This window comes from Agromyces sp. GQ35, assembly GCF_059758475.1.
In genome coordinates, this window is sequence record NZ_JCAXEO010000002.1 from 126,664 (window position 1) to 138,895 (window position 12,232).

Below are 12,232 nucleotides of genomic sequence, written 5' to 3' on the forward strand. Positions count from 1 at the left end.
TGACCTCCGTAGAATCGACGGATGCCCGCCGCTCGATCGTCTCACTCGAACCGAGTACCCGGACGCCTCCCGACATCACGAAGGACCGACGGATGACCCGCCGAAGCACGTTCACCGACCAGTCGGTCACTTACGGCGCGATCGGGGCGACGCTCGCGCCCGACCTGTTGCGCTATCCGCCGGCGGGGTACCGCCCCGCTGAAGACGCCGTGCGGCTCGGTTCGGGCACGGAGCGCTTCCAGCGCGCGGCCGATGCGCTCATGACCTGGGGCATCCAGCGCGGCGCCGGCTTCGACGTCACCGAGGCCGCCAGCGGCACCGGCGCGCAATACCCGGGCATCGTCTACGGCGCCGATGGCGCTCCGTTGAGCGACCAGCCCCCGCCGCGCAGCGAAGAGCGGTTCGGTGCCGACGGCACCCCTTACATCGCCGCCGGCATGACCGCGACGCTGGAGCGCAAGCGCCGATTCGGTGTCGCCAAGACGCCGGTGCTCGTCGTCTACGTCATCGACGAACCCGATCGCATCGGCTTCGCCTACGGCACCACGGCCGATGGCCCCGAGAGTGGCGAGGAGTCGTTCATCCTCGAACGTCGTGACGACGACACGGTCTGGCTGACGATCCGCTCGATCCTCGCCACCGCCGGTGGCATTCGCGCGATCGTTGCGCCGAGGCAGCGCAGGCTGCGCCGTGAACTCACCAAGCTCGAACTGCGGGCGCTGCATCCCGCGGGCGGCGTCTGAGTCGTGGGGTCCGCACTGCCGCTCGGCGATCCCGCGCCGGCCGATGGGCTGCTGCCGGCGTCGGCCGCGTCGGGCGCCCTCGACCGTGCGTTCGGCGTCTACGTGCATGTGCCGTTCTGCCGGGTCCGGTGCGGGTACTGCGACTTCAACACCTACACCGCCGATGAGCTGCGGGGTGCGCGGCAGGTCGACTACGCCGACCACGCGATCGCTGAGATCCGGATGTCGCGCACAGTGCTCGAGGCATCCGCGCAGCCCGCTCGAGCAGCGTCGACCGTCTTCTTCGGCGGCGGAACCCCGACACTGCTGCCGGCCGACGACCTCGTGCGCATGCTGGGCGCGGTGCGCGACGAGTTCGGGCTCGAGCCGGGCGCCGAGATCACGACCGAGGCGAATCCCGACTCCGTCGGCCCCGACGACCTCGCCCGACTCGCCCAAGGTGGATTCACCCGGGTGTCGTTCGGCATGCAGTCGGCGGTCCCGCACGTGCTCGCCGCCCTCGACCGCACGCACGACCCGGCCCGAGTGCCGCTCGTCGTCGGATGGGCGCGTGATGCGGGGCTCGGCGTGAGCCTCGACCTGATCTACGGAACGCCGGGGGAGTCGATCGACGACTGGCGACGCAGCCTGGCCGCCGTCATCGCCGAACGCCCGGACCACGTGAGCGCGTACGCGCTCATCGTCGAGGAGGGGACGAAGCTCGCCCGCCAGATTCGCCGGGGCGAGCTTGCGACGCCATCCGACGACCTCGAGGCCGACATGTACGAGCTCGCCGACGAGCTGCTCGCCGACGCCGGCTACGAATGGTACGAGGTCAGCAATTGGGCGACGGATGCCTCCCACCGCTCACGTCACAACCTCGGCTACTGGCGTGGTGACGACTGGTGGGGTGTCGGACCGGGTGCGCACAGTCATGTCGGCGGGGTGCGCTGGTGGAACGCGAAGCATCCGTCGGCCTACGCCGACCGCGTCACCGCCGGCGTCTCGCCGGCGGTGGGCCGCGAGGTGCTCGACGCCCCGACCCGCGAGACCGAGCGGGTGCTGCTGCTCACGCGCATCCGCGAGGGTATCGATCTCGCGTCACTGCAGGCGGGAGGACGCCACGCGGTGGCGGGTCTCATCGCCGACGGCCTCGTCGACGCGAAAGCCGCCCTCTCCGGTGTGCTCACGCTCACCAGGAGAGGACGGCTGCTCGCAGACGCCGTGGTACGGCGACTGCTCGACGGATCGTCGGAACTCAGCTCACGAACTTGATCGCGAGCGGGTAGGTGTAGGGCTGGCCCTGGTTGGCCTTCACCGCGGCGATGATGCTGAAGATGATCTTCACGATCTCGATCGCGAAGACCAGGAAGATGCCGATGAAGACGACGATGAGGATGTAGCTGATCACGAGCGCGATCGCGATCGTGATCTGGAAGTTCAGCGCCGTCGCGGTGTGTGCGCGGACGAACGGTCCCTTGTCTTTCAGCACCAGGTAGCCGATCAGCGGCGGGATGAAGTAGAAGAAGATGCCGCCGACGTGGATCAGCGTCGCCCAGAGTTTCTCATCGGAAGGGCTGAGCGGCGCGCTCTGCTGGTAGGGAGTCCCCGGCGGCGGGGGAGGCGGGGTCGTGTCGGACATGATGTCTCCTTGGTCGCGTCGCCCGGTGGGCGAGGGTTCGAACATGTTCATGCTGGCACAGGGGAGCGCGCCGGGCGAGTACCTGCCCGGCGCGCTCGCGTACCGCTGCTACTTGATGAGGCGGATCGCGAAGGGGTAGCGGTAGTGCTGCCCGTCCTTCGCCTTGAGGAACGCGATGATCGAGAAGATGACGCCCACGATCCATGCGGCCCACACGACGAAGACGCCGATCAGGATGAACGTGAGGATCCAGCCGACGACATAGGCGAAGAAGATCGTGATCTGGAAGTTCAGCGCCTCTTTGCCTTCGGTGTTCGTGAAGGCGCCGCGGTCTTTGAAGATGAGCCAGATGATGAGCGACGGCAGCGGGCCGAGGATGCCGCCGAGGTGGGCGAACGAGCCCCACTGCACGTCTTGCTCGGGCGACAGCGGTGCGGCGACCGGTTGCGGTGCCGCGGGCTGCTGCGGCGGAATGTTCGCGTCGGGCGACGGTGAGTTCGGATCAGTCATGATGCGTGCCTTTCGGGGGTTCTCAGATGACCCGCGTCTCGTGCGACAGGAGGTCGTCGTCGAGGATGACTCGCGGAATACCCATACGGTAGCGCCGCCGCCCCGCGGCTGGCAACGGCATCGTCGCAGGATGTCGCGATATGATTGGCAGTCACTCGATTCGAGTGCCAACTCTTCGACGGAAGCGAGGGTCATGGTCTCCGAACGCAGCCTCGCCGTGTTGCGCGCGATCGTGCAGGACTACGTCGCGTCGCGCGAACCCGTCGGGTCGAAGTCGATCGTCGAGAGGCATGCCTTCGGCGTCTCCGCTGCGACGATCCGCAACGACATGGCGCTCCTCGAAGAAGAGGAGTTGATCGCGGCGCCGCACACCTCGTCGGGTCGCATTCCGACCGACAAGGGCTATCGGGTCTTCGTCGACCAGCTCACCGAGGTGCGCCCGATGAGCAGCGCGCAACGGCAGGCGATCGAGACCTTCCTCGGCGAATCGAGCGATCTCGACGAGTTGCTCGCGCGCACGGTGCGACTCATCGCGCAACTGACCAATCAGCTCGCGGTCGTGCAGTACCCGAGCTTCGGCAGCGCACGCGTGCGGCACGTCGAGCTCATCGCGCTCGCGTCCGACCGCGTGCTCTGCATCCTCATCACCGATTCGGGTCAGGTCGAGCAGCGCCTCGCCGAACTCGAGGAGCCGGTCGACGAGCAGATCCTCGACGGACTCAGGGCGCGCTTGAACGAGGTCGCAGGCGGTCGCGCGATGGCCGACGCCGCCGAGGCGCTGTCCGGCGAGATCGACAGCGTCGATCCGCATCACGCGGCCGTCCTCCACACGCTGGCCGCCACGCTCGCCGATCAGGCGCGGGCGCAACGTCAAGACCGTCTGGTCGTGGCCGGCGCGGCGAACCTCGTGCGCACCGAGCAGGACTTCGCCGGATCGATCCTCGGCGTCATCGAGGCCATCGAAGAGCAAGTGGTGCTGCTGCGGCTGTTCGGCGAGATGGCGACCGACGACCATGCCGTCACGGTGCGCATCGGCCGCGAGAACGCCTCCTTCGGCCTCGGCGAGACCTCCGTCGTCTCGAGTTCCTTCGCGATCCCGGGCCGCGACATCTCGAGGCTCGGCATCGTCGGCCCCACCCGCATGGACTACTCCAACAGCATGGCGGCCGTTCGCGCCGTCGCCCGTTACCTCTCCCGCACCCTCGGCGAGAGCTGAACCCGCCGCCCGTCGCATCCGACCGGCACTTCCGGCAATCGAAAGGACAAGCCCTCCGTGGCCGACCATTACGAGGTCCTCGGCGTCGCGCACGACGCCACCCCCGACGAGATCAAGAAGGCCTACCGCCGTCTCGCGCGTGAGCTCCACCCCGACGTCAACCCGGGCGCCGAGGCATCCGAACGCTTCAAAGAGGTCACGCACGCGTACGACGTGCTCTCCGACGCGCGGCAGCGCGAGCAGTACGACCTCGGTGGTCAGGGCGGCTTCGGCGGCGGCGGTCAGAACTTCGGCGGCTTCGGCGACATCTTCGAGACGTTCTTCGGGGCCGGACAGCAGAGCCGGGGGCCCCGGTCACGGCGGGAGCGCGGCCAAGATGCGCTGATCAGGGTCGAGGTGGGCCTCGACGAGGTGATCTTCGGCACGCATCGCGACATCGAGGTCGACACCGCGGTCACCTGCGAGACCTGTCACGGTTCGTGCTGCCAGCCGGGCACCTCGCCCGTCACGTGCGACATCTGCCACGGCACCGGCTCGATCCAGCGCTCGGTGCGATCGCTGCTCGGCAACGTCATGACCTCGAGCCCGTGCGGCACCTGCCGCGGCTACGGCACCGTCATCGCGACGCCGTGCGTCACCTGCCAGGGCCAGGGCCGCGTACGCGCCCGCCGCACCGTTCCGGTCGACATCCCGGCGGGCGTCGACACGGGCGTGCGCCTGCAGATGCCGGGCTCCGGTGAGGCAGGCCCCGCCGGAGGCCCGAACGGCGACCTCTACCTCGAGATCAAGGTGAAGAGCCACGACGTCTTCAGCCGTCACGGCGACGACCTGCTGTGCACGCTCGAGGTGTCGATGACCGACGCGATCCTCGGCACCGACGCGACGATCCCCGCCCTCGACGGCGATGTCGCACTCGAACTCAAGGCCGGCCTGCAGAGCGGCGAGATCCTCACCGTGAAGGAACGCGGCGTCTCCCGGCTCCGTGGCACCGGTCGTGGCGACCTCAAGGTCGGGGTGCAGGTCGTCACCCCCACGAAGCTCTCCTCGAAGGAACGCGACCTGATGCAGCAGTTCGCGGCATCCAAGAAGGCCCCCGAGCCCGAGCTCAGTCACTTCCAGCAGGGGATCTTCGCCCGGCTGCGCGACCGGTTCCTCGGCTAGGCGGATGCTCCGGTGAGCCACCTCTACCTCGACGAGACACTCGAACTCTCGGCCATCGGACCGGGCGGCACCGTCACGCTCGCGGGAGACGAGGCGCGGCACGCCGTGACCGTCTCGCGGGTGCGGCCGGGCGAGCGCATCGCGATCGGCGACGGACGCGGAATCCTCGTGTCCGGCACCGTCGTCTCGGCAGGGTCGCGGGAGCTCGAACTCGCCGTCGATGAGGTCGTCGCCGTCGAAGCGGCGGCACCGCGCATCACCCTCGTGCAGGCGCTCGCGAAGGGCGATCGCGACGAACTCGCCGTGCAGGCCGCGACCGAGCTCGGCGTCGACGCGATCGTGCCGTGGGCGGCTGCCCGCTCCGTTTCGCGGTGGGACGGACCGAAGGCGGAGAAGGGGCGCCTGCGCTGGGCGAACATCGTGCGTGAGGCGGTGAAGCAGTCGATCCGAGCTTGGCTGCCCGCGGTGTCACCGCTGACCTCGACGGCCGAGCTCGCCGCGCGGCTCGACGGGCAGCGAGTGCTCCTGCTCGAGCCGACCGCGTCGACGCGCCTCACCGAGCTCCGCCCCGACGGCCGCGACCTCGCACTGGTCGTCGGCCCCGAGGGCGGCATCTCCCCGGCCGAATTGGAACGCCTCACCGCGGCGGGCGCCGAGCCGGTGCGCCTCGGCGCATCCGTGCTGCGCACGTCGACGGCCGGGCCCGCCGCGATCGCCGTGCTCAATGCTGCACTCGGGCGGTGGTGAGGCATCCGTCGCTACGATGGGGGGATGACCGAGTCCCGCGCAGAGCCGACCCTCTTCGAGCGCATCGCCGCTCGTGAGATCCCCGCGAGCCTCGTCGCAGAGACCGAGCGGGTCATCGCCTTCCACGACATCGCGCCGAAAGCGCCCGTGCACGTCGTCGTCACGCCGAAATCGGGCACGTACCGCGACGTCGTCGAGCTCGCCGCCGGTGATCCCGGTCTGCTCGCCGAGCTCGTCGACGTGGCCCGCTCGGTGGCCGACGAGCTCGCCGGCGGCGAGTTCCGGCTCGTCTTCAACACCGGAGCCGCTGCCGGTCAGACCGTCTTCCACGTGCACGCGCACGTGCTGGCGGGCGGTCTCGAGGAGGCCACGCTTGCCGGTGAGTGACCCGATCGGCGGCGACGCCGAGCAGTCCGCGCCGGCCGACGAGGAACGGCTCAGCATCGACGGCATCGCCATGGTGCGCCTGCTCGGCCCGCAAGACCGCCTGCTCACGCAAGTGCAGCGCGAATACCCCGACGTGCAGGTGCACGTGCGCGGCAACGAGATCGCCATCCGCGGCGATACCGAGGGCCGCCTCCATGTGCGGCGCCTGATCGAGGAACTGCTCGAGCTCGTGCGCAGCGGGCAAGATCCCACACCGACAGAAGTGAGGAGCTCGGCCCGCATGCTCGACGCCGATCCCAATGCCAAGCCGTCCGAGCTGCTCGGACAGGTCATCGTCTCGAGCCGGGGCAAGACAATCCGGCCGATGACCGAGGGCCAGCGCCAGTACGTCGATGCGATCGACGAGCACACGATCGTGTTCGGCATCGGTCCGGCCGGCACCGGCAAGACCTACCTCGCGATGGCGAAGGCCGTGCAGGCGTTGCAGCGCAAAGAGGTCAGCCGCATCATTCTGACCCGACCGGCGGTCGAGGCCGGCGAGCGACTCGGGTTCCTGCCCGGCACGCTCACCGACAAGATCGACCCGTACCTGCGACCGCTCTACGACGCGCTCAACGAGATGATGGACCCCGAGATCGTGCCGAAGCTCCTCGCGGCCGGCACGATCGAGGTCGCGCCGCTCGCGTACATGCGAGGCCGAACGCTCAACGACTCGTTCGTCGTGCTCGACGAGGCGCAGAACACCACGCCCGAGCAGATGAAGATGTTCCTCACCCGGCTCGGCTTCGGCTCTCGGATGGTGGTCACGGGCGACATCACCCAGATCGACCTGCCGGGCGGTGCGAGCGGCCTGCGTCTCGTGACCCGCATCCTCGACCACGTCGATGACATCGAGTTCGTGCGCCTGACGAGTGACGACGTCGTACGGCACACGCTCGTCGGCCGCATCGTCGACGCGTACACCGAATACGACCAGCGCCAGCAGGCCCAACGATTCGAACGCGACCAGGCGCGGGAGTTCGCGAACCGTGCCGAGCGACGCGGGCACCAGGGCCCGCGCGACCATCTGCCGCGCAAATCGAACTGAACGAGACGGAGAGGTTCACGGCGTGAGCATCGAGATCAACAACGAATCGGCCATCGAGGTCGATGAGGCCGCCATTCAGCGGCTGGCGGTGTACGCGCTCGACGCGATGCACGTGCACCCCGACGCTGAGCTCGCGATCGTGCTCGTCGACGAGGGCGCCATGGAGCAGTTGCACGTGCAATGGATGGACGAGCCCGGCCCCACCGACGTGCTGAGCTTTCCCATGGACGAGTTGCGGCCAGGCACCGAAGAGGCGCCGACCCCACCCGGGCTGCTCGGTGACGTCGTGCTGTGTCCGCAGGTCGCCGAGGCGCAGGCGCGTGCGGCGGGGCATCCGCTCGTCGACGAACTGATGCTGCTGACGACCCACGGCATCCTGCACCTGCTCGGGTTCGACCACGCCGAGCCCGACGAGGAGAAAGAGATGTTCGGCATCCAGCGCGACATCCTCGTCGGATTCTCGATGCAGGAGCGGCGCCGCTGACATGCAGCCCTGGCTCTTCCTCGGCGCAGCCCTCATGCTCGTCGCCTTCGGCGGGCTCATGGCTGCGGTCGACTCGGCGATCGCATCGAGCTCCCGCGCCGACGTGACCGAGCTCGCGCTCGAGTCGCGCGCTCGACGCTCGCTCCTCGCGATCGCCGACGACACCGGTGCGCACGTCAATGCCGTCAACTTCGTCCGCATCATCGCCGAGACCACCGCGGCGGTGCTCGTGACGCTCGCGTTCACCTCGTTCCTCGACAACGTGTGGCTCGTGCTGCTCTTCGCGGCGCTCATCATGACCGCGGTGTCGTTCGTACTCGTCGGAGCGAGCCCGCGCAGCGTCGGTCGGGTGCACGCGACGAGGGTGCTGCAACTCACGGCGCCGCTCGTGCACTTCCTTCGCGTGCTGCTCGGCCCCTTGGCGGGCGCGCTCGTCTCGCTCGGCAACCGGGTGACGCCGGGTCGCATCCGGTTCGCCGGCGTCTCCAGCGAAGAACAGCTGCTCAGCATGGTCGACGAAGCCACCGAGCTCGACGTGCTCGAAGAGGGCGACCGGGAGCTGATCCACTCGATCTTCGAGTTCAACGACACGGTCGTGCGCGAGGTGATGGTGCCGCGCACCGACATGGTCACGATCGAGGCGTCGGCACATCTGCAGCACGCCATGGCCGTGTTCCTGAACGCCGGGTACTCGCGCATCCCGGTGATCGAGCGCGATGCCGACGACGTCACCGGCGTGCTCTACCTCCGCGACCTCGCCAGGCTCGGCTTCGAGCGACCCCTCGACGCCGAGGGGCTGACGGTGGGTGAACTGGTGCGCCCGGCGTTGTTCGTGCCCGAATCGATGAAGGCCGACGCGCTGCTGCGCCAGATGCAGCTCGAGTCCAACCACCTCGCCATGGTCGTCGACGAATACGGCGGCATCGCGGGGCTCGTCACCCTCGAAGACGTCATCGAAGAGCTGGTCGGCGACATCTCCGATGAGTACGACCGTGAGGCCGCGCAGATCGAAGACCTCGGCGACGGGCAGTTCCGGGTGAATGCGAGACTGGCGATCGACGAGCTCGGCGAGCTCTTCGGACTCGACATCGAAGACGACGACGTCGACTCGGTGGGCGGCCTGTTCGCCAAGGAACTCGGCCGGTTGGCACTCCCCGGTGAACGCGTCACCGTCTCGGGCCTCATGCTCGAGGCGGAGCGCACCGAAGGCCGACGCAAGCGCATCTCGACGATCCTCGTCGAACGCGACCAGGCGCTCATCGACGTGCAGACCTCGTTCGAGTCGAGCGACCTCGATGGAAGGAACAGCCGTGGCTGAGTACCGTGCCGGATTCGTGTCGTTCGTGGGGCGGCCGAACGTCGGCAAGTCGACCCTCACCAACGCCCTCGTGGGCGAGAAGGTGGCGATCACGAGCTCGAAGCCGCAGACGACCCGTCGAGCCATCCGCGGCATCGTGCACCGCGAGAACGGCCAGCTGATCCTCGTCGACACGCCCGGCCTCCACCGGCCCCGCACCCTGCTCGGCGAGCGTCTCAACTCCCTCGTGCAGTCGACGCTCGGCGACGTCGACGTGATCGCGTTCTGCGTGCCCGCCAATGAGCCGATCGGCCCGGGCGACCGCTACATCAACGAGCAGCTCGAGCACTACCCGCGGGCCAGGAAGGTCGCGATCGTCACGAAGACGGATGCCGCGTCGAAGAAGCAGATCGCCGAGCACCTGCTCGCCGTGTCCGAGCTTCGCGAGTGGGCCGCGATCATTCCCGTGTCCGCCCCGCGCGGTGAGCAGCTCGATGTGCTCGTGGCCGAACTGCTCGCCCTGCTCCCCGTGTCCGAGCAGCCGCTGTATCCGGCCGAGACGCTCACCGACGAAGACCCCGCCGAGCGCATCGCCGAGTTCATCCGTGAAGCCGCCCTCGAAGGCGTCTCCGACGAACTGCCGCACTCCATCGCCGTGACCGTCGACGACATGATCGAACGTGACGATAAGGATCTGCTCGAGATCTACGCGAACCTCTACGTGGAGCGCGACAGCCAGAAGGGCATCATCATCGGCAAGGGCGGCTCGCGCCTGCGCGAGGTCGGCACGACGGCGCGGGCGCAGATCGAGGGCCTGCTCGGCCGCAAGGTGCACCTCGCGCTGCACGTGAAGGTCGCCAAGGAGTGGCAGCGCGACCCCAAGCAGCTCGGACGCCTCGGTTTCTGACGCCCGGCGCAACCTTCGCATCGGTTGCCGAACGATGCGCGCGCCGTGGGCGTCGTACGTCTCGAGGATGATTCCGGGCGCCGACTGAGGCTCGTGCGTTCGTGAGCGCGTACGGTGGATCGGTGCCCATCAGGATCAGCCGCGCGAAGCTCACGACCGACATCGTGCTCGCCGGCGTGTTCGCATTGATGTGCGCGCCGTTCGCGGCACTCGGCGGGTGGCCCGACCTCGTCGTGCTCGCGGGGTTCACCGGCGCCCTCGCCGTCCGGCGGCACTCACCCGCATGGTCGCTCGGCATCGCCTGGGCCTCCGCGCTCGCCCAGATGGCGATGCTGCGGGATCTTCAGCTCTACGACGTCGCGGTGATCGGGGTGCTCTACTCCACCGCGGCTCACGGCGGGAGGATCCTCAAGTGGCTGGGGCTCGCCTCCGCCGGCGTCGGCGCCCTGTTCGCGACCGCGTACCTCGCGGTCGTCAAACCGCTCATCGACAACGCCGGGTTCGCGGGCCCCCAAGACACCGTCAGCACCCTCGTGCTGACGCTGGTGCTCTTCGTCGCCTCGATCGCGGTGCTCGTGCTGTCGTGGACCGCCGGGCTCCTCGTGCGCTCCGTGCGCGACACCCGCGAGGTGCGTCGACGCGAAGACACCGCCAATCGCGAGCGCGAGCTCGTCGAGTACCGGTACGTGGTCGAGCAGGAACGGAACCGCATCGCGCGCGACATGCACGACGTCGTCGCGCACTCGCTCGCAGTGGTGATCGCACAGGCCGACGGCGCCCGGTTCGCCGCGGCGGCGAAACCCGAGGCCGCCGTCGACGCGCTCGGCACGATCGCCGGCGTCGCGCGCGGCGCGCTCGGCGATGTCCGCCTGCTGCTCGCCGAGCTGCGTCACGACGAGGCCGGCGCGCCGCAACCCGTGCTCGACGATCTCGGCGGCCTGCTCGAGCAGGTACGCGCAGCAGGGCTCGACGTACACTTCGCTGAGACCGGGGTGCGCCTGCCGCTCGGTACCGGCCACCAGATCGCCGTCTATCGAATCGCCCAGGAAGGCCTCACCAATGCCCTTCGTCACGGAGACACTGCCGCGCCGGTGCAGCTCACCTTCGCCTGGGATGCCGACGGTGTCGTGGTGACGCTCGTGAACGCCCGGCGGGCGGATGCCACGCCGCCCGAGTCGCACGCCTTCCGGCACGGCATCCCGGGCATGCGCGAACGCGCTCAGCTCGCCGGCGGCACGCTGCGTGCGGAGGCAGGCGACGACGGCACCTTCCGGCTCTTCGCCCGTATCCCGGCGCAGACGGGTCGGCTCGCATGAGCGTCATCCGGGTGGCATTGGTCGACGACCAGGCGCTGTTCCGTGCCGGGGTGCGCATGCTGATCGAATCCCAGCCCGATCTCGAGGTCGTCGGCGAGGCGGGCGACGGCGTGGCCGCCGTCGAGCTCGCCCGCCGCGAACGCCCCGACGTCGTGCTCATGGACGTTCGGATGCCGGCCCAAGACGGTATCGCGGCGACCGAGCAGATCCTCGCCGCGGCCGACCGCGACGGGATCGCACCGCCCCGGGTGCTCGTGCTCACGACCTTCGACCTCGATGAGAACGCAGCTCGGGCGATTCGCGCGGGCGCGAGCGGGTTCGTGCTGAAGGACGCCGATCCCGAGTTCCTCCTCGCAGCGGTGCGCACCGTGCACCAGGGCAACCAGGTGATCGCTGCGGCTGCGACTCGGGCGCTGTTCGCCCACGTCGGCCGGGGGAGCGGCCGCCGACCTGCGCCCTCGGCGTGGTCGGAGCTCACCCCGCGTGAGCGGGAGATCTTCGCCCTCGCGGCCCGAGGGCTCAGCAACGGCGAGATCGCGGCGTCCGAGTTCCTGTCCGAGGCGACGGTGAAGACCCACGTCAGTCGGATCCTCGCCAAGCTCGGCCTGCGCGACCGGGTGCAGCTCGTGGTCTTCGCGTACGAGCACGACGTCTCCTGACCCCGGACCCGCACCCGAATCGCCGAGCAACGTCATCCGCAGGGATGACGGTGAACCATCCGTGCGCAGGATGACCGCCGCGCACACCATCCGTAGC

General features: G+C 69.1%; 14 protein-coding genes. 12 read left to right on the plus strand and 2 right to left on the minus strand.

Translation table 11 applies throughout. The annotated features are described in order from the left end of the window. Window positions 1-92 precede the first annotated feature (92 nt). Together AC6CH0_RS12540 and hemW are read left to right on the plus strand one after the other, a co-directional pair. A complete protein-coding gene (locus AC6CH0_RS12540; RefSeq protein WP_498101355.1) occupies window positions 93-743 on the plus strand; it encodes a DUF1990 domain-containing protein in 651 nt (216 codons plus the stop codon). 3 nt (window positions 744-746) lie between these two features. Next, window positions 747-1,997, plus strand: a complete 1,251-nt coding sequence (gene hemW / locus AC6CH0_RS12545; protein ID WP_498101357.1) for a radical SAM family heme chaperone HemW — start codon at window positions 747-749, stop codon at window positions 1,995-1,997. Here hemW and AC6CH0_RS12550 read toward each other — a convergent pair. Together AC6CH0_RS12550 and AC6CH0_RS12555 are read right to left on the minus strand one after the other, a co-directional pair. Next, window positions 1,981-2,364, minus strand: a complete 384-nt coding sequence (locus AC6CH0_RS12550) for a DUF4870 domain-containing protein (RefSeq protein ID WP_498101359.1) — start codon at window positions 2,362-2,364, stop codon at window positions 1,981-1,983. The two genes, hemW and AC6CH0_RS12550, sit on opposite strands and share 17 nt — an antisense overlap. Before the next feature lie 108 nt (window positions 2,365-2,472). After that, the gene (locus tag AC6CH0_RS12555) at window positions 2,473-2,874 is read right to left on the minus strand and encodes a DUF4870 domain-containing protein (RefSeq protein WP_498101361.1); all 402 of its coding nucleotides are present in this window, start codon (window positions 2,872-2,874) and stop codon (window positions 2,473-2,475) included. A gap of 193 nt (window positions 2,875-3,067) precedes the next feature. Between AC6CH0_RS12555 and hrcA the strand changes: the two genes are divergently transcribed. From hrcA to AC6CH0_RS12605, 10 genes are all read left to right on the plus strand, one after another. Next, window positions 3,068-4,090, plus strand: coding sequence for a heat-inducible transcriptional repressor HrcA (gene hrcA / locus AC6CH0_RS12560; RefSeq protein WP_498101363.1), 1,023 nt, complete (start codon window positions 3,068-3,070; stop codon window positions 4,088-4,090). A gap of 57 nt (window positions 4,091-4,147) precedes the next feature. Beyond that, window positions 4,148-5,251, plus strand: a complete 1,104-nt coding sequence (dnaJ, locus tag AC6CH0_RS12565) for a molecular chaperone DnaJ (protein WP_498101365.1) — start codon at window positions 4,148-4,150, stop codon at window positions 5,249-5,251. 12 nt (window positions 5,252-5,263) lie between these two features. Beyond that, complete coding sequence (locus tag AC6CH0_RS12570; RefSeq protein WP_498101367.1) at window positions 5,264-5,998, plus strand: 16S rRNA (uracil(1498)-N(3))-methyltransferase; 735 nt, start codon at window positions 5,264-5,266, stop codon at window positions 5,996-5,998. A gap of 24 nt (window positions 5,999-6,022) precedes the next feature. Continuing rightward, on the plus strand, window positions 6,023-6,385 hold the full coding sequence (locus AC6CH0_RS12575; protein WP_498101369.1) for an HIT domain-containing protein: 363 nt from the start codon (window positions 6,023-6,025) through the stop codon (window positions 6,383-6,385). Further along, window positions 6,372-7,472 carry a PhoH family protein gene (locus AC6CH0_RS12580; RefSeq protein WP_498101371.1) on the plus strand — a complete coding sequence of 367 codons (1,101 nt, stop codon included), beginning with the start codon at window positions 6,372-6,374 and terminating at the stop codon, window positions 7,470-7,472. Before AC6CH0_RS12575 ends, AC6CH0_RS12580 begins: the two co-directional genes overlap by 14 nt. A 22-nt stretch (window positions 7,473-7,494) precedes the next feature. Beyond that, window positions 7,495-7,956 carry an rRNA maturation RNase YbeY gene (gene ybeY, locus AC6CH0_RS12585; protein ID WP_498101373.1) on the plus strand — a complete coding sequence of 154 codons (462 nt, stop codon included), beginning with the start codon at window positions 7,495-7,497 and terminating at the stop codon, window positions 7,954-7,956. A 1-nt stretch (window position 7,957) separates the two neighbouring features. Beyond that, window positions 7,958-9,274 (plus strand): hemolysin family protein, encoded by a 1,317-nt coding sequence (locus tag AC6CH0_RS12590; protein WP_498101375.1) that lies wholly within the window; start codon window positions 7,958-7,960, stop codon window positions 9,272-9,274. Then, entirely contained in the window at window positions 9,252-10,160 is a 909-nt protein-coding gene (gene era / locus AC6CH0_RS12595) for a GTPase Era (protein ID WP_498101377.1), read from the plus strand. The genes AC6CH0_RS12590 and era overlap by 23 nt, the downstream gene beginning before the upstream one ends. A gap of 122 nt (window positions 10,161-10,282) precedes the next feature. Continuing rightward, window positions 10,283-11,476 (plus strand): sensor histidine kinase, encoded by a 1,194-nt coding sequence (locus AC6CH0_RS12600; protein ID WP_498101379.1) that lies wholly within the window; start codon window positions 10,283-10,285, stop codon window positions 11,474-11,476. Further along, complete coding sequence (locus AC6CH0_RS12605; protein ID WP_498101381.1) at window positions 11,473-12,135, plus strand: response regulator; 663 nt, start codon at window positions 11,473-11,475, stop codon at window positions 12,133-12,135. Before AC6CH0_RS12600 ends, AC6CH0_RS12605 begins: the two co-directional genes overlap by 4 nt. The last annotated feature ends 97 nt before the right edge of the window (window positions 12,136-12,232 follow it).

Coding starts and splice junctions, on each gene's coding strand:
- AC6CH0_RS12540 (WP_498101355.1), top strand. CDS start 93: ATGACCCGCCGAAGCACGTTCACCGACCAGTCGGTCACTTACGGCGCG.
- AC6CH0_RS12550 (WP_498101359.1), bottom strand. CDS start 2,364: ATGTCCGACACGACCCCGCCTCCCCCGCCGCCGGGGACTCCCTACCAG.
- AC6CH0_RS12555 (WP_498101361.1), bottom strand. CDS start 2,874: ATGACTGATCCGAACTCACCGTCGCCCGACGCGAACATTCCGCCGCAG.
- hrcA (WP_498101363.1), top strand. CDS start 3,068: ATGGTCTCCGAACGCAGCCTCGCCGTGTTGCGCGCGATCGTGCAGGAC.
- AC6CH0_RS12575 (WP_498101369.1), top strand. CDS start 6,023: ATGACCGAGTCCCGCGCAGAGCCGACCCTCTTCGAGCGCATCGCCGCT.
- AC6CH0_RS12590 (WP_498101375.1), top strand. CDS start 7,958: ATGCAGCCCTGGCTCTTCCTCGGCGCAGCCCTCATGCTCGTCGCCTTC.
- era (WP_498101377.1), top strand. CDS start 9,252: ATGGAAGGAACAGCCGTGGCTGAGTACCGTGCCGGATTCGTGTCGTTC.
- AC6CH0_RS12605 (WP_498101381.1), top strand. CDS start 11,473: ATGAGCGTCATCCGGGTGGCATTGGTCGACGACCAGGCGCTGTTCCGT.